General features: G+C 62.3%; 22 protein-coding genes. 20 read left to right on the top strand and 2 right to left on the bottom strand.

Annotated features, from left to right (window positions below):
• The first annotated feature begins 6 nt into the window (after nucleotides 1-6).
• From K8R92_11895 to K8R92_11800, 20 genes are all read left to right on the top strand, one after another.
• On the top strand, nucleotides 7-1,014 hold the full coding sequence (locus K8R92_11895) for a hypothetical protein (protein ID MCE9620592.1): 1,008 nt from the start codon (nucleotides 7-9) through the stop codon (nucleotides 1,012-1,014).
• 9 nt (nucleotides 1,015-1,023) lie between these two features.
• On the top strand, nucleotides 1,024-1,587 hold the full coding sequence (locus K8R92_11890) for a DUF1801 domain-containing protein (protein MCE9620591.1): 564 nt from the start codon (nucleotides 1,024-1,026) through the stop codon (nucleotides 1,585-1,587).
• Nucleotides 1,584-2,780: a GNAT family N-acetyltransferase gene (locus K8R92_11885; GenBank protein MCE9620590.1), complete on the top strand. Its 1,197-nt coding sequence runs from the start codon at nucleotides 1,584-1,586 to the stop codon at nucleotides 2,778-2,780. The genes K8R92_11890 and K8R92_11885 overlap by 4 nt, the downstream gene beginning before the upstream one ends.
• Before the next feature lie 31 nt (nucleotides 2,781-2,811).
• Nucleotides 2,812-3,705: a hypothetical protein gene (locus K8R92_11880; GenBank protein ID MCE9620589.1), complete on the top strand. Its 894-nt coding sequence runs from the start codon at nucleotides 2,812-2,814 to the stop codon at nucleotides 3,703-3,705.
• The gene (locus tag K8R92_11875; GenBank protein MCE9620588.1) at nucleotides 3,702-4,244 is read left to right on the top strand and encodes a hypothetical protein; all 543 of its coding nucleotides are present in this window, start codon (nucleotides 3,702-3,704) and stop codon (nucleotides 4,242-4,244) included. Before K8R92_11880 ends, K8R92_11875 begins: the two co-directional genes overlap by 4 nt.
• Nucleotides 4,245-4,356: 112 nt before the next feature.
• Nucleotides 4,357-6,003: a peptidase S10 gene (locus K8R92_11870; GenBank protein MCE9620587.1), complete on the top strand. Its 1,647-nt coding sequence runs from the start codon at nucleotides 4,357-4,359 to the stop codon at nucleotides 6,001-6,003.
• Between the two features lie 63 nt (nucleotides 6,004-6,066).
• Nucleotides 6,067-6,855, top strand: a complete 789-nt coding sequence (locus K8R92_11865; GenBank protein ID MCE9620586.1) for a DUF3667 domain-containing protein — start codon at nucleotides 6,067-6,069, stop codon at nucleotides 6,853-6,855.
• A 66-nt stretch (nucleotides 6,856-6,921) separates the two neighbouring features.
• Nucleotides 6,922-8,232: a PP2C family protein-serine/threonine phosphatase gene (locus K8R92_11860; protein MCE9620585.1), complete on the top strand. Its 1,311-nt coding sequence runs from the start codon at nucleotides 6,922-6,924 to the stop codon at nucleotides 8,230-8,232.
• A 109-nt stretch (nucleotides 8,233-8,341) separates the two neighbouring features.
• Nucleotides 8,342-8,941 carry a sigma-70 family RNA polymerase sigma factor gene (locus K8R92_11855; GenBank protein ID MCE9620584.1) on the top strand — a complete coding sequence of 200 codons (600 nt, stop codon included), beginning with the start codon at nucleotides 8,342-8,344 and terminating at the stop codon, nucleotides 8,939-8,941.
• Complete coding sequence (locus K8R92_11850; GenBank protein ID MCE9620583.1) at nucleotides 8,934-9,422, top strand: hypothetical protein; 489 nt, start codon at nucleotides 8,934-8,936, stop codon at nucleotides 9,420-9,422. Before K8R92_11855 ends, K8R92_11850 begins: the two co-directional genes overlap by 8 nt.
• Nucleotides 9,412-11,190, top strand: coding sequence for an RDD family protein (locus tag K8R92_11845; protein MCE9620582.1), 1,779 nt, complete (start codon nucleotides 9,412-9,414; stop codon nucleotides 11,188-11,190). Before K8R92_11850 ends, K8R92_11845 begins: the two co-directional genes overlap by 11 nt.
• An 86-nt stretch (nucleotides 11,191-11,276) precedes the next feature.
• The gene (locus K8R92_11840) at nucleotides 11,277-11,900 is read left to right on the top strand and encodes a hypothetical protein (protein ID MCE9620581.1); all 624 of its coding nucleotides are present in this window, start codon (nucleotides 11,277-11,279) and stop codon (nucleotides 11,898-11,900) included.
• 22 nt (nucleotides 11,901-11,922) lie between these two features.
• Nucleotides 11,923-12,453 carry a hypothetical protein gene (locus K8R92_11835; GenBank protein ID MCE9620580.1) on the top strand — a complete coding sequence of 177 codons (531 nt, stop codon included), beginning with the start codon at nucleotides 11,923-11,925 and terminating at the stop codon, nucleotides 12,451-12,453.
• 60 nt (nucleotides 12,454-12,513) lie between these two features.
• Nucleotides 12,514-14,073 (top strand): arylsulfatase, encoded by a 1,560-nt coding sequence (locus tag K8R92_11830; protein MCE9620579.1) that lies wholly within the window; start codon nucleotides 12,514-12,516, stop codon nucleotides 14,071-14,073.
• Nucleotides 14,074-14,082: 9 nt separating this feature from the next.
• Nucleotides 14,083-15,483 (top strand): alpha/beta hydrolase, encoded by a 1,401-nt coding sequence (locus tag K8R92_11825; GenBank protein MCE9620578.1) that lies wholly within the window; start codon nucleotides 14,083-14,085, stop codon nucleotides 15,481-15,483.
• Between the two features lie 151 nt (nucleotides 15,484-15,634).
• Complete coding sequence (locus K8R92_11820) at nucleotides 15,635-16,603, top strand: DUF4105 domain-containing protein (GenBank protein MCE9620577.1); 969 nt, start codon at nucleotides 15,635-15,637, stop codon at nucleotides 16,601-16,603.
• 9 nt (nucleotides 16,604-16,612) lie between these two features.
• On the top strand, nucleotides 16,613-17,722 hold the full coding sequence (locus tag K8R92_11815) for a formylglycine-generating enzyme family protein (protein ID MCE9620576.1): 1,110 nt from the start codon (nucleotides 16,613-16,615) through the stop codon (nucleotides 17,720-17,722).
• A gap of 97 nt (nucleotides 17,723-17,819) precedes the next feature.
• Nucleotides 17,820-18,581 carry a hypothetical protein gene (locus K8R92_11810; GenBank protein MCE9620575.1) on the top strand — a complete coding sequence of 254 codons (762 nt, stop codon included), beginning with the start codon at nucleotides 17,820-17,822 and terminating at the stop codon, nucleotides 18,579-18,581.
• Nucleotides 18,582-18,604: 23 nt separating this feature from the next.
• A complete protein-coding gene (locus K8R92_11805) occupies nucleotides 18,605-19,465 on the top strand; it encodes a hypothetical protein (protein ID MCE9620574.1) in 861 nt (286 codons plus the stop codon).
• Between the two features lie 17 nt (nucleotides 19,466-19,482).
• Nucleotides 19,483-19,968: a DinB family protein gene (locus tag K8R92_11800; protein ID MCE9620573.1), complete on the top strand. Its 486-nt coding sequence runs from the start codon at nucleotides 19,483-19,485 to the stop codon at nucleotides 19,966-19,968.
• Between the two features lie 48 nt (nucleotides 19,969-20,016).
• Here the strand turns inward: K8R92_11800 and K8R92_11795 are convergent, their stop codons facing one another.
• Nucleotides 20,017-20,718 (bottom strand): hypothetical protein, encoded by a 702-nt coding sequence (locus K8R92_11795; protein MCE9620572.1) that lies wholly within the window; start codon nucleotides 20,716-20,718, stop codon nucleotides 20,017-20,019.
• A 78-nt stretch (nucleotides 20,719-20,796) separates the two neighbouring features.
• A complete protein-coding gene (locus tag K8R92_11790) occupies nucleotides 20,797-22,638 on the bottom strand; it encodes a hypothetical protein (protein ID MCE9620571.1) in 1,842 nt (613 codons plus the stop codon).
• Nucleotides 22,639-22,724: the final 86 nt, after the last annotated feature.

Genomic DNA, 22,724 nt, shown 5'->3' with positions numbered 1-22,724 from the left:
TACGCAATGAAATGTGCAACATTGTGGTGTGTGGTGATTCTTGCGGCGACGCCAGCAAGTCAATTGATGGCGCAGGAAGCCAAGCAGCCCGCCGCCGCGCCGCAGACGAAACCGAGTTCGCCGATAATCACATTGTTGGACGCCGGGCAAGCGCCGAGAAGTGTCTTGCGATTCTCCGTCGTCAAAGACGCGTCCCCCGCGATGTTCATGACCATGCAAATGAGCATTCAGAACGGCACAATGAAAATGCAGGGAATGCCCGCCATGACGGTGGTGTACAAGTTGCACATTGCCGAGGTGCAGCCCAACGGCGATTTTGCATGCGACTTCGTGATCACCGATGTCAGGGTGGCTGATGCGCCGGGCCTTCCCCCATCGGTCTCCGCATCGGTGCGGGACTCGATGAAATCCATAATCGGAATGACGATGAATTCGACGATGACGAATCGAGGGTTGTTGAAGAACATGGAGCGTCGCATGCCGCCGGACGCCAATGCGATGGCGAAAAACCAGGTGGAGAGCGTGCGTGATTCGATGAATCAGTTCGTCACGCCGTTGCCGGAAGAAGCGGTGGGGGTTGGTGGCAAATGGAAGGTGCAGTCAGAAATATCCGTGAATGGGATGAACATGACGCAGGAATCGACGATGACGCTGGAGAAAATCGAAGGCGACCTGCTGAACCTTCAGGTGGAATTGAAGCAAACAGCGCCGCCGCAGGACATGGACATACCCGGTATGCCGCCCGACGCAAAAGCGCGTTTGCATTCATATGCCTCCAGCGGTCATGGTCGGATGACAATGAGTTTGAACAATCCGTTTCCCAAGGATTCGGCAATGCAAGTTGCAAGCGAGTCGTGCATGTTCAGGACGGTCGAAGGAGAGGGACAATCAATCGAGCAGAAGATGGAGATGACCATGACAATGAAAGAAGGCGAGCCGCCGGCTGCCGCGACGCCTCTGGCACCGCCTGCAGCGGCACCAACCGCGCCAGCGGAATTGTCCGGGAAAAAATAAGAGGAACTCATGCAAAGCAAAGCGACAACACCGGCGAAGTACATCGCCGAACTTCCACCCGACCGACGCGCCGCGATTTCGACGGTGCACAAGACGATCATGAAGAATCTGAACAAGGGTTTCGAGGAGGGCATGGCCTACGGCATGATCGCCTACAGCGTGCCCAAGAGCCTCTATCCGCCGGGGTACCACTGCGACCCAAGCCTGCCGCTGGGGTTTGCAGGTCTGGCCTCGCAGAAGAACTACATGTCGCTGTATGTGATGTGCGGCTCTCGGCAGAACGAGGCGTGGCTGCGCAGCGAGCTCGCGAAGTCGGGCAGAAAACTGGACATGGGCAAGTGCTGCATCCGCTTCAAGAAGCTGGAAGACCTGCCGCTGGAGGTGGTTGGGCAGATCATCAAGCGCACCACCGTGAAGCAATACGTCGAGTGGTATGAAAAATCGCGCGCCGATGCGGTGAAAGCGAAAGCCAAGCGAACGGCCGCGAACGCCAGGGGCTCGACGAACAAGGCGAAGAGTTCGAAATCCACCGCGACGCGGCGCGCGAAATCGTCCGCCGCTTCCGCAAGATGAGCCAAAAAATTCCGCGCTTCCATATGCGGGCCCAGCTCGGTCAACGCGAGCGAGTGCAAGTGGACGGCATGCGCACTCCAAAGGAATCGGACATCCCCGATTTGGCGATGCTCATGCTCGCCGCCTACCAGGGCACCGTCGATGACAAGGGGGAAACGCTTGACGACGCGACGAAGGAAATTCAGAAAACATTCGCCGGGGAGTACGGCCCCCTCAATCCCGAATGCTCGAAGGTTGTCGAGAGCGGGGGAGTGATCTTCTCGGCCACGCTGGTCACGCGCTGGAAGGACCGGCCGTTCATTGCGTTCTCGATGACGGCTCCGATCGCAAAACGCAAGGGGCTTGCCCGCGCCGGCCTGATCAACGCCATGCAGGACCTCGTCGCGCAGGGGGAGCGGGAAGTGCATCTCGTTGTGACCCGCACGAATATTCCGGCCATCGCCCTTTACCAGGACCTTGGCTTCGTCAAAGCGGGCGGCCCCCTGCTGGAAAATTCTGGCAGGGAACACATCACCAAGCTTCAATCGGGTGTGTTCTGGATCATGGCTTCCATCGTGGTGAAGGTCCTGCCGGTTTTCATTGATTACACCACGAACTTCGGTCCCGGGTCTCACATCAAGCAGGCTTCGAACAACCCGTCGGACGAATTCGAGCTGATCTGGGATGGCCTCAGATTTATGGCCGTCATGATGTCGACTTACGGATTATGGCGTCTCAGCACTCCGAGCCCGGTCAGGCTTTCCGCCGACAATGGAAGCCTGAGGAGACGACTTCTCCGTATCGGCATCGTCATCACAGGGATCAATTCCCTTGCGTGGTTCCTCTCAATGACCACGCCTTTGGCCATGTTTCCCTCCAATGCCTTTGGACCTGAAGGGATCTATGTGGCAATCCTGCTTGTGATCGTCATCGTGATTTATATAACGGTTGTATCGCTCGCAACTTTCGGTTTCGCACTGCTCTACATCCGCTGGCTTGCCGATCGCATTCCAAATGTCCCCATCAAGCAATTAGCCTTGTATTTGATTTGGATTGGAATTCCCTTGTGCCTGTGGGATTGGAACAGCACTGCCCCTCGAATCAGCACTCTCTTGGCAATGACGATTTATTTCATCCTGCTCATCCTGCTCCGCAGGGAGCTCAATGGCATCGTCACCAAAATCGACGGCGAGCCCGGGATCGCCCCATCATGATCTCGGCGACCGTGGAACATGGTGGCGCCCCATGACCGTGCCCTCCGACAAGTTCTGCATCCGCTGCGGCTACACGCTCTTCGGCCTGAGCCCCGAGGGCAAGTGCCCCGAGTGCGGCACGCCGGTCGAGCGATCGCTGCGCGGCGACCTTCTGGAGTATTGCGGCGAGGAATACCTCGCCTCGCTGCACAAAGGTGTGTTCTGGGTCGAGGCCTCCATCATTCTTTATGTCGTGTCCTTCATTGGACTCGGCATTCTCACATTCCTGGCCGTTGGAACGTTCATGGTCTCGACCTCGGGCGGCACCTCGACCAGTGTCTCGCCGGGCTGGTCGGTGGCGGCGCTGGGACCGATCCGACACGGCGTTGAGCTGCTCGTGATCGCCATGTCGATCTACGGCTGGTGGCGACTCAGCGTGGCGGACCCGGGTCAGCTCTCCACCAACAAGGGGGAGCGGCCGCGGCGGATCATCCGCGCCGCCATGGTGGTCGCCGGTGTCAACGCCGTGACGCAACTCGTAGCCTCGTTCATGCACTTCCCTTCGCTGATGTCACGCCTCCACCTCGGCTCAACACCGGTGCTCTCCGCGCCGATGCAATCGCAGGATGTCCTTGAAATCGTGCTCACGCTGGTCGCGATCCTCGTTCAGGTCTTTGATTTCGTCGCTTGGGTGGTGGCCTTCTTCGCCGCCATGAACTACATCCGCTGGATGGCGCCGCGCGTGCCCAGCGCCAAGATCTTCAACGGCGCCACGCGCTTGCGCTGGCTCGGTCCTCTGATTTTCGTCCTGGGCTTCCCCTGCGTTGGGATCGGACCGCTCATCGCGCTGATCTTCTACTACAACCTGCTTGACAGCCTTCGCGTCGTCCTCAAGGGCATCCGCGCAAAGGTTGCCAGTCCTCCCGACGCCATCGCAACCGCATGACCATTCACACCCAGGATCCGGTCCGCCTTGAGCTTCGCGGAGTTCCCCAGGGACTTTCGAATCTCCTCGGTGGGTTCCTCGTCCTCGGCGCCATGCTCGGTGGCGTCGCCTATTTCTGGATGGAGTTTCCCGATTGGGCAACTCGCCTCGTGCTCGGTTTCGGCGCCCTGTTCCTGCTCTTCATCCTGGGATTGATGACGGACGCCCTGCTGCAGCGGGAAAGGCTCGTGCTCGACGCGGGCATTTCAAAGGGCGAATACCTCCGTCGATCGCTCGTCCGCGGCCAGCTCGAGCAGCATGAATTCGCGCTCGTCGGCAACACTTCGGTCGAGTTGGAGACTTATTTCTCCGGGGGGATGAAAAATTCCAAGCCGCGGAAGTGCCTCCGTGCCAATCTTCTAATTACTCAGCCCGACAAGGCCATCATCCTCGACTACACCGTGAATGGGCGCGAGCAGCGCGTCAGGGCTCTCGCCGCCGCGGTCGCAGAATTCCTGGGCCAAACGCCAATTCAAAGCGGGGAATCCGGCGAAATCTGACTCGCTTCCGGGAGCACGCCACCGGGAGGGCGCGTTACCCTGACCTGCTATGAACAATTCAAGCACCACTCGGATCGCGGCCGCCACGCTTCTGCTTTTGCTGGCACCCGCCATGCTCGTCGGCGCGGCACGTCAGCCCGGCGACACCAAGCCCGCCGACGCCAAGCCCGTCACCGTTCCCGAAAAGGACGACAAGAAAGCTGCGGACGAAGAACCCGTGCTCTCGGTCACCGCGCACACCATCGTGGTCGGCGGCAAGGAGATCAAGTACCACGCGACCGCGGGCTACATGGTGCTCAAGGCCGAGGAGGGCAAGGACGACGCGCCGCCATCGGGTCCCGGCGCCAAGGAAAACGCCGACAAGAAAGATTCCGACACGAACAAGTTGAAGGACAACCTCAAGCCCAAGGCCAAGGTCTTCTTCACCGCCTACACCCTCGACGATGTCGCCGACCCGGCCACGCGCCCGCTCACCTTCGCCTTCAACGGCGGCCCCGGCTCCTCATCGGTCTGGCTGCACATGGCCTCGTTCGCCCCGCGCCGCGCGGCGCTCACGCCGGAAGGCGAGGCGCCGCCGCCGCCCTACAAGCTGGCCGACAACGAGTCCACCTGGCTCGACATGACCGACCTGGTTTTCATCGACCCCGTCTCCACCGGCTACAGCCGTCCCATGCCCAAGGAGGACGCAAAGCAGTTCCACGGCCTCAAGGAGGACATCGCCAGCGTCGGCGATTTCATCCGCCTCTACACCTCGCGCAATTCCCGCTGGCTCTCGCCGAAAATCGTGCTGGGCGAGAGCTACGGCACCACCCGCGCCGCGGGCCTCTCCGATTACCTGCAGAACCGCTACGGCCTCTATCTCAACGGCATCATCCTGGTTTCGTCGGTGCTGAACTTCCAGACGCTGGAGTTTTCGCCGCAGAACATCGATCCCTACGTCGATTTCCTGCCGTCGTACGCCGTCACCGCCTGGTACCACAACAAGCTGTCGCCGGACATGCAGGCCAAGAGCGTGGAGGAGGTCGCCGCCGAGGCCCGCGCCTTCGCCGGCAAGGACTACGCCCTCGCCCTGTTGCGCGGCGACGCGGTCAGCGCCGAGGACAAGAAAAGGATCGCCGAGCAATTCAACCGCTTCACCGGAATGTCGGCGGACTATTTCACCCTGCTCAAGCTGCGCATGCGCGACGGCATTTTCTTCACCGAGCTGCTCAAGCCGCAGGGCCGCATCGTCGGGCGCTTTGATTCCCGCTTCACCGGCCTCAGCTACGCGCCGGGCGAGGGCAGGGGGGATGGCTACGACCCCAGCGACGAGGCCGTCTCCGGACCGCTCACCGCCGCGTTCAACGACTATGTTCGGCGCGAGCTGAAATTCGAGAGCGATTTGTCCTATGAAACCATCGGGGATGTCTATCCGTGGAATTTCGGCGATGCGGGCAACGGCTTCCCCAACACCGCCGAGGACCTGCGCAAGGCGATGACGCGCAACCCCTATCTCAAGGTGTGGGTCACCTGCAGCTACTACGACCTGGCCACGCCGTTCTTCGGCGCCGAGAATGTGGTGGCGAGCATGAACCTGGATCCTCCCATTCGCGCCAACATGAGCTTCACCTACTACCCGGCCGGGCACATGCTCTACATCCACCAGCCCTCGCGCGAGAAGTTCAAGAAGGATTTTGCGGTCTTCCTAAAGGAGTGCACCAGCCAGCCGCTGGTGCCGGCCGCCGCGCGAATGGCACCGGCCGCCAAGGCGAATTCTTGATCTGATCCCAGTGAGATGGATTCATCAGCGCCGCGCGAACCCGGGAATGATCGAATCGCCTGCGTGAACTGCGGCGCCGAAACCACCGCCCGCTACTGCCCCCAATGCGGTCAGTCGTCCGGTACGCAGCGCATCACCTTCCGGGAGAGCCTGAACGAAATCGTCGCGCGCCTCTTGGAATTCGACGGCAAGTTTCCCCGCACCCTCCGGGATCTGACGATCCGTCCGGGCCAAGTCGCGCGGGAGTACATCGCGGGCAATCGGGTCAAGTACTGCACCCCGGTGGGGTATTTCTTCCTGATGATCACGCTTCTGCTTGTGCTCCTGAGCCTTCTCGATCTGGACTACGTGGAGCAGATCCAAAGCAAGCAGAATGCCTTCCAGTTGTCGAGCTCGAACGCGCGCATCACGGACCTGATGGCGCACTGGATCGCCAGCAATATCAAGTGGGTGGTGTTTCTGGCGATTCCGTTCCAGGCCTTCGCCGCACGGTTTCTGTTCTTTCGCCGCAGCGGCCTGAACCTCACCGAGCACACGGTTCCTTTGTTCTACACGACCGGGCATCTTTTCTGGCTGTCCATGCTCTCATTCGTCTACAGGAAGATTTCCGGTGAGTTGCCTCCGGCCTATTTCGGACTGCTCTCGCTGCTCTTCTTCGGCTTCACCTACCTCACCTTTTTCCCCGACCGGCCCCGGGTCACCACCTTCCTCAAGGGAATCGGTGTCTATCTGGGAGGGCAGGTGCTCTTCATGGTGGCGGCGAGCGCTCTGGCAGTCCTGGTGATGCTCGTGCTGGCGCTGGTCGATCCCGCGGCGTTGGAGTCCCTGCGGTCCTTCAAGGCCCCGCCTTGAGCCATGTCGTCGGCGCATCGGCATGAAGGGGCCGTCCCGGAGAGCGGGCTCGATTACGATCCACGCATGACGAAGATCAGGGACCATTGCCTTCTCGACGAGAAGGCGGATTGGCGCGACAAGCTCAAGCTCATCGTCAGCACGATGCGCGAGTTGAGCTCGCAGACCGACCCGCAGCGGATGGTCCAGCTCTACGGCAAGCGCATGGCCGAGCTCATCCCGCGCGACGGCCTGGTGGCGCTGAGCCGCCGCGACCTGCAGGCGCCGAGCTACCGCATCACGCGATCAAGCCAGTGGAAGGAGGCCGTCAATCCATGGCAATCGAAGGATCGCCTTCCCCAATTCGACCGGGGCCTGCTGGGGGAGCTGCTCTACGGCGACGAGCCGCGCATCATCGACGATCTCGAGATCGCGCCGGACGATCCCGCCGCGGAGTACTTCGCAGGCATGCGCTCGCTGGTGGCGATTCCGCTCTACGACAAGGGAGTGGCCATCAACATGGTGGTGCTGCTGAGCCGCGAGCCGGGCACCTTCCGGCATGAGAGCCTGCCCGAGCATGTGTGGATGAGCAATCTCTTCGGCATGGCGACCCAGACGTTGGTGATGGCCGACAAGGCGAAATCCGCCTACGAAGTGGTGGACCGCGAGATGCAGATCGTCGCGGACATCCAGCGCTCGCTGCTGCCGGTGAGCCTGCCGGAAATCCCCGGGCTGCGCCTGGCGGCGCACTACCAGACTTCCACGCAGGCGGGCGGCGACTACTACGACTTCTTCCCGCTGCCCGGCGGCAAGTGGGGGATCCTCATCGCCGATGTCAGCGGGCATGGCACGCCGGCGGCGGTCTTCATGGCCGTCACCCACAGCATCGCGCACACCCACGACGGACCCCCCGAGCCGCCGGGCCGGCTGCTCAGCTTCATCAACCATCATCTGACCGCGCGCTACACCACCGGCTCCGGCACCTTCGTCACCGCGTTCTACGGCATCTACGATCCGGCGAAGCGCTCGATCACCTACGCCAGCGCCGGCCACCCCACGCCGCGGGTGCGCCACGCCGACGGCTCGATCGATCCGCTCAACAGCGTCAGCGGCCTGCCGCTGGGCATCAATCCCGATGAGCGCTACGACGAGACCACGGCCACCTTCAAGAACGGCGACGTGGTGGTCTTCTACACCGACGGCATCACCGAGGCCCACGGCTCCGGCGTCATCGAACTCTTCGGCACCGAGCGGCTGGACAAGGCGATCCGTCCCTGTGTGAGCGGGCCCGGACAATTCCTGGAGGCGACGCTGAAGGCTGTGGACGAATTTACCCGGGGCGCCCCGGCCAACGACGATCGGACCCTGCTGGTGATGCAGGTCGCGGACACCAAATAGCCCCTTCGGACGCGTTCCACGGGGGTTGGAGGCTCAAAAATGCCTGTCCTGAAGATTCTGCAACTTCACCCCATCCCGCCGTGTCCTGAGCATGGATGAAGTTTCCAGAGTGAACGAACCAACCCCGAGGACGCCGGCTCCGGCCGACTTTACAACCTTTATGCGCAAATACCAGGACATGGTCTATTCAACGGCAGTGCGGCTCGTTGGCAACGAGGCGCAGGCGGAGGACATCGCCCAGGATGTCTTCGTCAAGGCCTACGAGCGCTTCGACACGTTGCGACACAGCGAGACCGCCGGCGGCTGGCTCAAGACCGTCGCCACCAACCTCTCCATCAACTACCTCCAGCGCTACAAGAAGCGCTGGCGCTTCTTCACCGACATGGCGCAGCGCAGCGGCGGCGACGGAGAAGGGGAGAAGCAGATCGATTTTGCCGCCCCCGAATCCCTGGTCTCCGCGGATGACTCCGCGGAGCGGCGCCTCTGGGTCGAGCGGGCCCTGCAGAATCTTCCCGAGCACCAGCGCGTGCCGCTGGTGCTCTTCCACTTCGGCGAGCTTTCCTATCTGGAGATCGCCCGCAAGCTCGGCGTGTCGCTGAGCAAGATCAAGACGGACATCCTGCGCGGCCGCGAGGCACTGGCGCAGATCCTGGCCCGCAGCGCCGGCACGCCGGGGCCATTGGAGTCCGCGAGAATCGCCCATGAGTGACCGGTCGCCCCGCGAGCTCGAGCACTTGATCCACCGCCATCTGAGCGAGCTGCCATCACGACGCGCCCCGCGGACCCTCGAGTCGCGCGTGATGGCCGCCATTGAGCAGCGGGCGGCGCTGCCCTGGCACCGCAAGTCCTTCAGTGAATGGCCTGAGGGGATCCGCATGACCTTCCTCGCCTTCGCCGCCACGGTCGGCGTCGTGGTGGTCACCGCCTTCTATATCCTCAGCAACGGCATCCGCACCAGCGACTTCCTGGAGCAGAGTGAAGACCGGCTGGGCCTTTTCGCCAAGGCCTTCAACGCCTGCACCTGGGTCTTCGATTTCACCAACGACATGCTGGCCACCATTCCGCCGCTCTGGCACTACGGAAGCATCGCGCTGATCGCGGCGCTCTACGCATCTTTCTTCGGCCTCTGCGCCTTCACCTATCGCACCTTCATCCGCAACCATGGGACACCCCTCTTCAATGAAATCTAATTCGCCACAACTTCCCCTGATCTCCAAGTTCGCCTCCATGCTCTTTGCGCTCGCGTTGGCGCTGGCCGTGGTTCCGGCCTGCAAGGCTTCCCACGCCGCGGCTCCCTCCCAGACGGAGCAGGCCGGCGACGATGCCGTGGATTCATCCGCGGAGATTGCCGCGCCCGAGACTCCCGAGGCACCAGCCGAGCTCGCCGCGATGGACGACCAGGCGGACGACGGCAGCGCTCCTGCCACAACGGTCAAGAGCACCCGGCGTTCGCGGGGCACCATTGTGCACCGGAGTCACACCGGCAACGAGATCGTCAGCTTCGGCAAGGACAGCATTCAGCCGGCCGAGGTGAAGGCGGACGGGGTGGTCTCCATCTTCGGTTCATCGACCGCCAATGGCGAGGTGGGCGACGCCGTGGTTTCCGTGATGGGTTCCTCCACCTCCTCGGGCAATGTGGGCGACGCGGTCGTTTCGATTCTCGGCAACACGCGGGTCAACAGCGGCACCGTGGGCGGCGCCGCGGTGGCGGTGATGGGCAGCACCTACGTCAACGGACACATCAAGGGCGATGTCGTCGCGATCATGGGCAACCTCGAGCTCGGGCCCGACGCTGTGGTCGATGGCGAAGCGGTCTGCGTCGGTGGCGAGATCAAGCGCGATCCCAAGGCCGTGATCAAGGGCGAAATCAACCACGTCGCCATCGGCGGGCCATTCAATTTCGAGGGGATTCAGGTCTGGGTCAAGGAGTGCCTGCTCTACGCGCGGCCGCTGGCCTTCAACGCGGAGCTGATGTGGGCGTGGTACATCGCGCTGGGGGTCCTGGGTTTCTACGCCTTCCTGGCGCTGGTGGCGCCCTCCGGCGTGAACCGCTGCGTGCAGACGCTTGAGCAGCGGCCCGGCATGTCCATTCTGGCCAGTCTGCTGATCATGGTGCTGACGCCGGTGGTCACCCTTCTGCTGCTGCTGACGCTGACCCTTGGCATTGGATTCGTGCTGCTCCCTCTGTTCACCCTCGCCATGTGCTGCGCGGAAATCTTCGGCAAGGTGGTCCTGCTGGCATGGATCGGCCGCCGCATCACCAAGCTCTTCGACGAGGGCGCGGGGCATCCGGCCATCGCCGTGATCCTTGGCGGGGCGATCGTGCTGCTGCTCTACACCGTGCCGATTCTGGGCTTCGTGCTCTTCAAGGTGCTGGGTGTGTTCGGCACCGGCATCGTCCTCTACACGCTGCTGCTCATGTACAAGAATCACCGGCGTTCGCTGGCCGACGAGGTCACCGCGACGGCCCCAGCCGCTCCGGCGTTCGTGCCGCCGCTTGTCAGTCCGGTCGCCGGCGGCGCCGTTGGCGCAGCGCCGCAGGCATTGCATTTCTCCGCGAGCACCATGGAGCGGGCGGGCTTCTGGATCCGCCTGATCGCGTCGATCCTCGACATCTTCATGGTCTCCATCGTGTTCGCCATTGTCTCCTACGTCTTCCACTGGGACATGGATGGCGGCGGCATCTTGCTGTTGTTCGTCATCTACAACATGGTGATGTGGGCGACCAAGGGCACGACCATCGGCGGCGTCATCTGCGGCCTCAGGGTTGTGCGCCTGGACGACCGGCCCGTGGACGGCGGCATCGCCGTGGTGCGCGGGTTGAGCTCATTCCTGTCGCTGGCGGTCGCCGGCCTGGGATTCATCTGGGTCGCCTTCGACGATCAGAGGCAGTCGTGGCACGACAAGATCGCCGGCACCACAGTCGTGAAGGTGCCCAAGGGAACTCCGCTGCTCTAGGAACACTGGAACACTTCTCCTCCCCCGGCGCCGGGCTTCGAGCCTTGCGCCGGGGATTGTTGTTTGCGGGATACACTGCCCGCATCATGGCTCCACGCAACTCTCTCGTCTCAGCGATCATCCTGGGCGCATTTTCGACGGCGTCGTTCGCACAGACCGCTCCTTCCGCTCCGCCTCCGCAGGCCGCTCCCGCCGCAGCGCCGACGCCGGTCGCGACCCGGCAGGTCACCGTGCCCGGGGGCACGCTGCTGGTGGTGCAGATGAAGAGCCAGGTGAGCTCCGACTCCAAGGCAGGAATGGGATTCCAAGCGCTCCTGATGAACGACCTGATGGTCGACGGCGTGGTCGCTGCCAAGGCGGGCACCTCCGTCATCGGCAAGGTTAACGAATCGAAAAGGGCGGGACGACTCTTCGGCAAGTCCGAACTTGAGATCAGCCTCTCGCAGCTCATCGTCAACGGCCAGCTGGTTCCGCTTTCGACCAGCAACTTCTCCGAGGCGGGCACCACCTCTTTCCGCAAGACCGCGCGCAATTCGGGCATCGGCGCCGGCATTGGCGCCGCTTTTGACGGCGGGCAGGGCGCAGCGGCGGGCGCCGCGATCGGCGGGGCGGTATCGTTGATTCGCAAGGGGGAGTCGGTGACCATTCCGGTCGGCGCCGTCCTGGAGTTCCGCCTCACCCAACCGGCCACCATCTCCGTCGCTCCCTGAACTTCCACGAAAGGAAACTTCCATGTCTCATCGAATTACGCGTTTCGCGGGTCCTCTCGCCATGATCCTCCTGTGCGGCTGCGCCTCAACGCCTGCGAAGGATCCCGCCCAGCAAGATCCCGCAGTGGCGGCCTACGTCGCCCGCGTCCGCTCGGAGCTCAGCACCGGCAAGGCCCACATCATCAACCAGGTGATGCGCCTCACCCCGGAGGAGGCCGCCAAGTTCTGGCCGATCTACGCCGAATACGAGGCGGATCTCTTCGTGCTGGGCGATCGACGCATCGCGCTGATCAAGCGCTACCTGACCGCCATCGACACTGGAAAGGTGGACAACGCCACCGCTGACGCGATTGCCAAAGACTGGCTCAAGCTGCAGCGCGACGAGGTCGACCTGATGCAGAGCACCTACACGCGCCTCGCCGCAGAGGTGTCTCCGATCCACGCGGCGCAGTTCCTGCAAATCGAGCACCGGACCAATACCGTCATTGATCTCGTGATCGCCTCGGAGATGCCTCTGGCGGAGGAGTCGGCAGCCGGATCGGGCGGGCGCTAGCGAGGAATGCCGGCGACGACTCGGTCGCTCCTTCGCTTTCAACGTACACTTGCCCGACCTATGAAAACCAATCTGCTCTCGTTCGGATTTGCGCTTCTGACCGCATGCGCCGCCATCATCGGCTTCACCGCGCCGGCCCATGCCGCGGACAAGAAGCCCAACATCCTCATCATCTGGGGCGACGACATCGGCTACTGGAATGTCAGCGCCTACAACCAGGGCATGATGGGCTACAAGACCCCCAACATCGACCGCATCGCCAAGGAGGGCGCGCTCTTCACCGACTGGTATGGCCAGCAGAGCTGCACCGCGGGCCGCGCCGCCTTCATCACCGGCCAGTGCGGCTTCCGCACCGGCCTGCTCAAGGTCGGCCTGCCCGGCGCGAAGGAGGGACTGCAGGCCCGCGACGTGACCATCGCCCAGCTGCTCAAGGCGCAGGGCTACCAGACGGCGCAGTTCGGCAAGAACCATGTCGGCGACGCCGACTCGACTCTTCCCACCGCCCACGGATTCGACGAGTTTTTCGGCTCGCTCTACCACCTGAACGCCGAGGAGGAGTTCGAGAACCCCGACTACTTCAAGGATCCGGCTCTGATCACGAAGTACGCGACCCGCGGCGTGCTCCACTGCTGGGCCAATCCCGACGGCACGCAGCGCATCGAGAGCACCGGCCCGCTGGGCAAGAAGCGCATGGAGACGATCGACGCCGAGATCACCAAGGCGACGCTGGACTATCTGGAGAAGGCGGCAAAATCCGACAAGCCCTTCTTCGTCTGGTGGAACTCGACGCGCATGCACATCTGGACGCACCTCGGCCCGGAATGGAAGGGGAAGACCGGTCTGGGCGTCTATCCCGACGGCATGGTCGAGCATGACTCGATGGTCGGCCAGCTGCTGGACAAGCTCAAGCAGCTCGGCCTGGAGGACAACACCATCGTCATGTACTCCACCGACAACGGCGCCGAGAAGATGACCTGGCCCGACGGCGGCCAGTCGCCGTTTCACGGCGAGAAGGGGACCCAGTGGGAAGGCGGCTACCGAGTGCCCTGCATGATCCGCTGGCCCGGAGTCATCAAGCCCGGCACCGTCCTCAACGACATCTTCTCCCACGAGGACATGCTGCCCACGCTGCTGGCCGCGGCCGGGGCGCCCGATGTCAAGGAGCGGCTGCTCAAGGGCGTGAAGATCGGCGACGCGACCTTCAAGGTGCATCTCGACGGCTACAACCTCACCGACGCGCTGGCCGGCAAGGCGCCCAGCCCGCGCCACGAGTTCTTCTACTTCGGCGACGAGGGCAACCTGACGGCCCTGCGCGTGAACCAATACAAGATCGTCTTCCAGGAGCAGCGCGCCGAAGGCGCGGCGGGTTGGCAGGAGGCGTACGCCACGTTGCGGCTTCCCAAGATCTACAACCTCCGCTCCGACCCCTTCGAGGCGGCCGACCACTCCATCGACTACTGGCATTGGCGCGTGGATCACCTCTTCGTGCTTGTGCCGGCGCAGGAGTATGTCGCCGAGTTCCTCTCCACCTTCAAGGAGTACCCACCGAGCCAGAAGCCCGGCAGCTTCTCCCTCGACAACGTGCTGGAGAGCTTGCAGCGCGGCTCAGGCGACAAGTGATGCGGGCGCATGATTGAGTCCCCGCTTCAAACCCTGAAGGTCCGTTCATCGGCAAGGTTCGTCGCTCCGGCGACGGCCGCGGTCCTCGTGCTGGTGGCTTTGGCTGGATGCTCGAACAAGATCCAGCTGATGCCCACGCCCAATCTGTATCTGGCCGGTGATGTCGATCCTTTTCCAAATGTGCCGCCGGAGTTCCAGAACAACAAGGTCGACGTGCTCTATTTCACCGACCGCGCTCCGGAAATCGATCCGGATTCAGTGAATGGAAGAAAGTACGGATATGTACGTTCCCGTTCGGTGGCCTTTGGAGTCAGCCAGGTCGAGTTCGGCCACAACATCTCCTGGGAGGAACTGGACAAGGCCAGCCGAGCCAGGGATCGATCGGTCAATCTGGAGGTCGAGGTTGTTAATACAAACGAGATCGTGCGATTCCCGCTCACGCCGCGATCGCTGGTCAAGATCGTGGATGTGAACGCAATACCTAACCAGACGGCCGATCCCGCGGCCTTCAACATGCTCGGCGACGAAGTTGATGCAGAGGAGCTGCTCGCCGAAGGCTTCATGGAGGCCGAGCTTTCGGCCCAGCTGGCCAAGACGACGCACAAGGAGGTGTATCTCTTCATCCACGGCTACAACAACACCTTCGACGACGGGGTGGAGACTATCGCCCAGCTCTGGCATTTCTTCGGGCGGCAGGGCGTGCCCATCGCCTACACATGGCCCGCCGGCAGCTCGGGCATTCTGCGCGGCTACAACTACGACAGCGCGTCCAGCGAATTCACGGTGTTCCACCTCAAGCAGATGCTGCTAAAGATCGCCAAGAACCCGGATGTGAAGAAGATCAACATCATCTGCCACAGCCGTGGAACGGACACGACCATCAACGCATTGAGGGAGCTTTACATGGAGATCCGCGCCAGCGGACGGAACACCCGTGAGCTGCTGAAGCTCGGCACGCTGGTGCTGGCGGCCCCCGACATTGATCTGGACATCGTCATGCAAAAACTCATCACGGTGCGGTTGGGACAGGTGCCCGAGCGCTTCGCCATGTACATCAATTCCAAGGACGGGGCCTTGGGGCTGTCGAGCTGGCTCTTCGGCGGACTGAGCCGGCTTGGCGAGGTCAAGGCTGACATGTTCACGCCCCAGGAACTCGAGTTGTTGCGCACTTCCAAGTCGACGCAAATCATCGACGCCCACGTCTCCAACACCGGCGCCTTCGGCCACGACTACTTTCACTCCAATCCCGCCGTCAGCTCCGACCTGATCCTTTTCTTGCGCTACCAGCTGCCTCCGGGTGCGGAATATGGCCGCCCTCTCCAAGTGCACAAGAACGGGTTCTGGATGGTCGAGGACGGCTATCCGGGCCAGCTGCCGCCGGAGATCATCAAGAAGCTGGATTCCGAATGATGGCGATGCCTGAATCCCGGGTTTATATCTCAACGCGATGACTTCAACCTCACCGCTTCATTCCGTCAACGACTCGCCTGGCGCGTCCCAGCCCCCGAAAATCCGCCGCACGAGGTCCCTTGCAAGGGCGGTCGGATATTTTTTTCTGGCGATGCTCCTTCTGGGCACCACGGGATGGGCTGTGCTCGCCGTCTACTACACCGATCTGGCCGGTGGAAGTCCCCGGGCGATTCCGGCGGGGGTCTATGCCGCGGCGGCCCTCGCCTGCGTGATTTTCATCCGGCCGCGCCGCTACGGCGCCCTCGCCTGCTTCGCCATGTTCGCCATGGCGGTGCTCTGGTTCTTCTCGCGGACGCCCTCCAACAACCGGGATTGGAGGCCGGAGACCGCCTCCCTTCCTTCCGCGGAAATCGTCGGCGATCGGGTGACCATCCACAATGTCCGCAACTTCGACTACAAGACGGAGACGGATTTCGCGCCGCGCTGGGAAACCCGCACCTACGACCTCTCCAAGCTGCGCACGGTCGATGCCATGCTGGTGTACTGGGGCTCGCCGGCAATCGCGCACGCCATGGTCAGCTTCGGATTTGACGGGGACCAGTATCTGGCCGTCTCCATCGAGGCCCGCATGCAGCAATCCGAGTCCTATTCCACCGTCCAGGGCTTCTTCCGGCAGTTCGAGCTGGTCTACATCTTCTCCGACGAGCGCGACGTCATCCGGCTCCGCACCAATTATCGCCATGAGGATGTCTATCTGTACCGCTCGACCTTCACACCGGAACAGGCGAGGGAGCTTCTGCTCGGATACTTGGAGCACGCCAACCAGCTGGCGCGGGAACCGCAGTTCTACAATGCCGCGACGAGCAATTGCGCCACCAACGTCCTTGAGAACGCGAAGTCGGTCAATCTACCCGCGCACATGAGCTGGAAGATATTGTTCAGCGGCTACGCGGCCGAGCAGATGTACGCCAATCACCGGATCGACACCAGCCTGCCGTACGAGGAACTCGTGGCGAGGAGCCATGTCAACGATGCGGCGAACAAGGCCGATCAGGATCCGAATTTTTCGCTGCGCATCCGCGAGGGCCTGCCAATGCCCACCGCCGTTCAACCCAACTAGGATGCTCGCATGAGGATTCGAAGTTTGGTTGTACTCGCCGCCGCATGTGCCGGCGTGCTCGGGCTCGCGGGCTCTGCCGATCAATCCGTGCCCGCGCCGGCTTCGCCTTTCGAGGCAACTATTCCAAGCAAGATCGCTGCGCCATCACCGGCTCCCAAGGGCATGGTGTGGATTCCGGGCGGCGAATTCTCCATGGGCAGCGACGCAAAAAGCGAATCGGTCTGCTGCCTTCCGGGCACCACGCTCGACTCGCTGCCCGTGCACCGCGTCTACGCCGACGCCTTCTGGATGGACGCGACTGAGGTGACCAACGAGCAGTTCGAGCAATTCGTCAAGGCCACCGGCTACGTCACCGTGGCCGAGCAGAAGCCGACCAAGGAGGAGTTTCCCACGGCGCCGCCCGAGAATCTCGTCGCGGGTTCCACGGTCTTTACGCCCACGCCGAAGCCCGTACCTCTGAACGATTATTTCCAGTGGTGGAGCTATGTCCCCGGCGCGGACTGGCGCCATCCCACGGGGGCGAACAGCGACATCAAGGGGCGCGAAAAATATCCCGTGGTGCAGGTGGCCTACGAAGACGCGGAGGCCTACGCGAAGTGGGCGGGCAAGCGGCTGCCCACGGAGGCGGAGTGGGAGTTCGCGGCCCGCGGCGGCGCGGCGGGCAAGCTCTATGCGTGGGGCGACGAGCTCAAGCCCGGCGGCAAGTTCGTCGCCAACATTTACCAGGGCACTTTCCCCGTGAAGGATGGCGACACCGGCGAGGATGGCTTCAAGGGCATCGCGCCGGTCGGTCAATATCCACCCAACGCCTATGGCCTCTTCGATGTCGCGGGCAATGTGTGGGAGTGGTGCAGCGACTGGTACCGCGCGGACACCTATGCCCGGTTGAAGCTGGCCGGCGGAGTGCCACGCAATCCGAGGGGACCCGAGACGCCATACGACCCGGCGGAGCCCGGCGAGAAGAAGCGTGTGCATCGCGGCGGCTCCTTCCTCTGCACTGACCAGTATTGCACCCGTTACATGGTCGGAACGCGCGGCAAGGGCGAGGTGCGCACCGCCAGCAACCATGTCGGATTCCGCTGCGTGAAGGCCGCGGATTTGGTCGCCCCGCAACAATAGGCTAGGATTGCGTTTTGGAATTGCCGTTTTCGGATGGGCTTGTCGGGCTCGCGCCCGCGCATCCGCAAGGACCTTTCCTGCAACAACGAGGTTCGGCATGAAAAATTCAACCGCATGGGGTTTGGTGTTTTTCTTGATTGGGACTTCAACCGTCCAGGCCGATGTCATCACACTGCACAACTCCCTTGATTTCGAGGTGAAACTTTCCGACCTGATTGTGTGGGCAGAGGACGGCACCCAGGAAGTCATCCTGAAGCCGGGGACGAGCGTGGACGCCTCGGCCGACGACGACATGATGGCGCCAGGATCGCACCGGGTCTTTGTGACGACGATCACGGTCAAGAAATACTTCCTCTCCTGCAAGAGCTCCATCGGGACGGTGGTCAACGAATTCGAGTGGCGGGCGGGGGGAGACATGAACATCATTGGCTCCACTTCCATGCTTCAAAACCTGGTGGCACCGAGCGCCCTTCACTGTTCCGTCGAGCTGGGCGCAGGCTTCATCGCGCCGCCGCCTCCGCCCGGCCAGATCTTCAATGTGGTCAACGGGCATAGCACCCAGCTGCCGGGCTGGTTCATCGGCACGATCCCGGACTTTGTGAATGGAGAAATTCTGAATCCCTTCACCGGACCGGCGCTGGTGTTGCAAGGGAGCATGGATGTCAAGATCGAAGGGGAGAATGTTTGCTCCGCCGATCTGAACGGGGATGACGACGTCGACGGCGCGGATGCCGGATTGCTGCTGCTGGAATACGGTTCCGACCCCGCGAATGAAGCGGCGGATCTGAACCAGGACGGCATGGTGGACGGCGGAGATATGGGGTTGATGCTGCTTGAATGGGGTCCGTGCCCGCAATAGCAGTTGCTAACATTTCAATCCTTATGAGAAACATCGCCCTTCTATCGTCCGCGGCACTGTTGTTCTGCTCTTTCGCTTGGGCGCAGACCCCGCCAAAGAGCCCGCCATCGAATCCGCCGCCGAAGCCGCCGATGACGCCCGAGCTCGATCCCGCGACGCAGCGCCCGGTTGTGCCGACGATCGATCCCGCCACCGGGCGTCCCCCGGGATTGCCCAGCGCCGAGGAGATGGTGAAGCGCATCATGCAGAACGACAAGAACGGCGACGGCAAGCTGAGCCCCGAGGAGTTCCCGGCCCAGTTGCGCGAGGAAGCCGCCATCATGGACACCAACAAGGATGGCTTCATCGACAAGCCCGAGGTCGAGGCCTTCGCCAAGGCCCAGGAGGCCGAGTTCGCGAAGATGCGGGGCAATCGCGCCGCGCCGCGCGTGCGGGGTGCCGGCGGGGGACCCCAGGACATGGAGGGCGCCATGAAGCAGTCCAACCGGGGCTTCAAGGGGCTGGAGGAATCCGAGTTCGACGCCTCGAGCAAGAAGCAGGATCTTGAAAGCATCCAGCTGATCCAAGCCGGGCTCGTCGCGGCCAAGGGCCTGATCGGGACTGCTCCCATGGCACCGCAGGCCAAGGCGAAGTTCGGCGACGACACCGAAAAGTACCAGTTGGCCATGCGCACCGAGCTCATCGAGACCCTGAACGTCGCGATCGCGCTGGAGCAGGCGGTATTGGCCAACGATTCCAAGACCGCCAAGTCTCTCTACGAAAAACTCTCAAAGGAACAGGATGAGGGCCACGAGCTCTTCAAGAAGGAAGAGGAGGACCGCAAGCCTCCGACTTCGCCCGCCAATGCTCCGCCTTCTGCGCCCGCTCCGGGCGGCAAGAAGTAATCCCCGGGAGCATCTCCATGTCGACACCACTTGCAGCCATCGCCGAATATGAATCGGGTTCCGCCAAGATGCGCGCCGCCTGCGCCGGGCTGACCAAGGAGCAGCTGAACAAGCGCATCGGCCCCGGCACCTGGAGCATCCAGGAGGTCGTCGTGCACATTCTGGACAGCGATCTCGCCTCCACGCATCGAATGCGGCGAATGGTCGCGGAGAACGATCCGCTGCTCATCGCCTACGACGAGAACCTTTTCATCGCCAAGCTGCCCAGCGACAAGCAGGACATCGCCGAGGTGCTGAACCTCTTCGAGGCGCTGCGCAACTTCACCGCGCGATGGCTGAAATCGCTGCCGGCCGAGGCCTTCGCCCGCACCGGCATCCACACGCAGCGGGGCCGGGTCTCGCTGCAGCAACTGGTGGAGATCTATTCGCACCACGTGGATCACCACATGGAGTTCGTGGACGGCAAGCGCAAGGCGCTGGGCGTTCCACCTCGCGCGGGCTGATTCGTCCGTCTTCGCCATCGTCCGAGTGATGCAGCGGCAGTGCCGCCGTCAACTTGCAGCGGACGGCCGCTTCTGTTTTGGCATGGTGTAGAGAATCACCGCGATCAGGACCGCGGCGAGCACTACCGACGATCCGATCGTGCCGAATCCCAGGCCGCCTTTGTCGGTGTCCTTGGTGAGCACATCGCCCATCTCGGCGCCGAAGGGTCGCGTCAGCACGAACGCAATCCAGAACAGCGCCGTCCGCGAAATCTTTGTGAAGAAATAGGCCAGCACCACCAGCGCGATCAGTCCGCCGACCAGCGTGGCCCCGCCTGCGAATCCCAGCCCCGAGTCGTCGGAGAGATAGTCACCCAGCGCGGTGCCCAGCGTGTTCGAGAAGAGAATCGTGATCCAGTAGAGAACTTCGACGCGGAAGGACCGGATGTTGGTCACCGAGAGGGACTTCTCCGTCAGACGCCAGCAACCGAGGATCGCGAGGAGCAAGCCCAACAGGATTGCGCTGCCGGTGGCGTAGCCCAGGCCCAGCGTGCGGTCCATGAAGTCCGACATCGTCGTGCCAGCGGTGCTGGTCGAAAGAATCACCGACCAGTAGAGGAACGGAAGATAGGAGCGGGCGCGGAGCTGGCCAAAGAGTGTGGCCAGAAACACCGAGAGCAGGATCACGGTGCTCACCGCGTAGCCGACATTCAGCGTCATCGACAGCAGATCACCCGCCGTCTCGCCCAGCGTGGTGGCGCAGATCTTCATGATCCAGAAGGAAAGCGTCAGCGCCGGCAGCTTGTTGCCCGAAGCAGGTTGATTCACTGAAGACGGAGGGTATTCAATTTACGGGCACGGACCGAAGTCAAGCAGCACGAGTCCAAGATCGCCGCCGTCCACTTCGCCTGAGCCATCGAGGTCGGTCGGGCATCCGTCGCAGGGACCGAAGTCAAGCAGCACGAGCCCGAGATCGCCGCCATCCACTTCGCCCGAGCCATCCAGATCGGTAGGGCATTGAGCTGTAAATTTGAGTGTGATGACGTGATTCACCCCACCAACGATGTGAGAGACAGATCCCAAGTCTGCGGGGATATCGCATTGGCTATACAGGTTGCTTCCCCAGACAACGACAGTTCCATTGTCTCGAAGCGCCATCGTGTAGCTATTTCCCGCGGCCACCTGCGTGACGGTGCCTATGTTTGCCGGCACAATGCACTGTCCCGAGCCTTGGTATCCCCAGCACACGACGGTGCCATCGGTTTGGAGAACCATGGTGTGTGAACCGCCTGCGGCCACCTGCGCGGCCGTGCCCAGATTTGCGGGCACATTGCACTGGCCGTCGACATTGCGACCCCAGCACACCACGGAGCCGTTTGATTTGAGTGCAATGGTGTGGGAAGAACCCCCGGCCACTTGCGTGACGCCGCCCAGGTTTGCGGGCACATTGCACTGGCCCTGCGAGTTGTCCCCCCAGCACGCCACCGTGCCGTCCGATGTCAGCGCGATTGTGTGTAACGAACCTCCGTCCACCTGCGTGACGGTGCCCAGGTTTGCCGGCACATTGCACTGGCCATAATCGTTGCGCCCCCAGCATGCCACAGTCCCATCGGATTTGAGAGCGATGTTGTGATTATCACCTGCAGCCACCTGCGTGACGGTGCCCAGGTTTGCCGGCACATTGCACTGGCCATAGTTGTTGTATCCCCAGCACGTGACAGCGCCGTTTGCTTTGATCGCGACGGTGTGGGTCGAGCCCCCGTCCACTTGAGCGACTGTGCCCAAGTCTGCGGGGACATCGGACTGACCGACGCTGTTTGCCCCCCAACTTTGGGAGACTCCATTCGATTTGAGCGCCGTGGTGTGGGAACCACCTCCAACGACTTGAATGACACTCCCCAAGCCAGCGGGCACATTGCATTGGCCGGAAGTGTTGCGACCCCAACATACGACGGAACCGTTCGATTTGAGAGCGACGTTGTGATAGTCGCCTGCGGCCACTTGCGTGACGGTGCCCAGGTCTGCAGGCACATTGCATTGACCCTTTGAGTTGTCCCCCCAGCACGCAACGGTTCCGTCCGATTTGAGCGCGATGCTGTGCGCTTCCCCTGCGGCAACTTGAGTGGCTGTGCCCAAATCGGCTGGTATGTTGCACTGGCCATAAAAGTTGAACCCCCAGCACGCGACCGTTCCGTTTGAACTGACTGAGATTGTGTGGTTGCTTCCTCCGGCGATCTGAACGACCGTCCCCAAGCCCGCGGGGGCGTTGCACTGCAAGTAAAGGTTGCGCCCCCATGCCACGACCGTGCCGTCCAACTTGATCGCAATGGTGTGGTACTTGCCACAGGCCACTTGCGTGACGGTGCCCAAGTCAGCGGGCACATTGCACTGGCCCTGTGCGTTGTCCCCCCAGCACGCCACCGTGCCGTCTGCTTTGAGCGCGACCGTATGGGCAAAGCCTCCGGCCACCTGCGTGACGGTGCTCAAGTTTGCGGGCACATTGCATTGGCCGTAGGTGTTGTCCCCCCAGCATCCAACGGTGCCGTTCGATCTGAGCGCGATGGTGTGGGTATACCCACCAGCCACCCACGTGAGCGACGAGAGATTGTCAATGTTGGAGTACCCCGTGTAGCCCCATGCAGACACCGACTGTCCGACCGCTACGGGCGAGAACGCAATGAACGCAACCATGATCAATTTGGTCAGAAGGCGAGCGAAGAGGGGGGGCCTAAGGAAGCTCATCATGAGAGGTTATTCGACATGAATCTCAAAACGAT

The sequence above is a fragment of the Planctomycetota bacterium genome (genome assembly GCA_021414025.1).
GTDB lineage: Bacteria > Planctomycetota > Phycisphaerae > Phycisphaerales > SM1A02 > SYAC01.
This window is presented reverse-complemented; position numbering and strand designations above follow the sequence as displayed.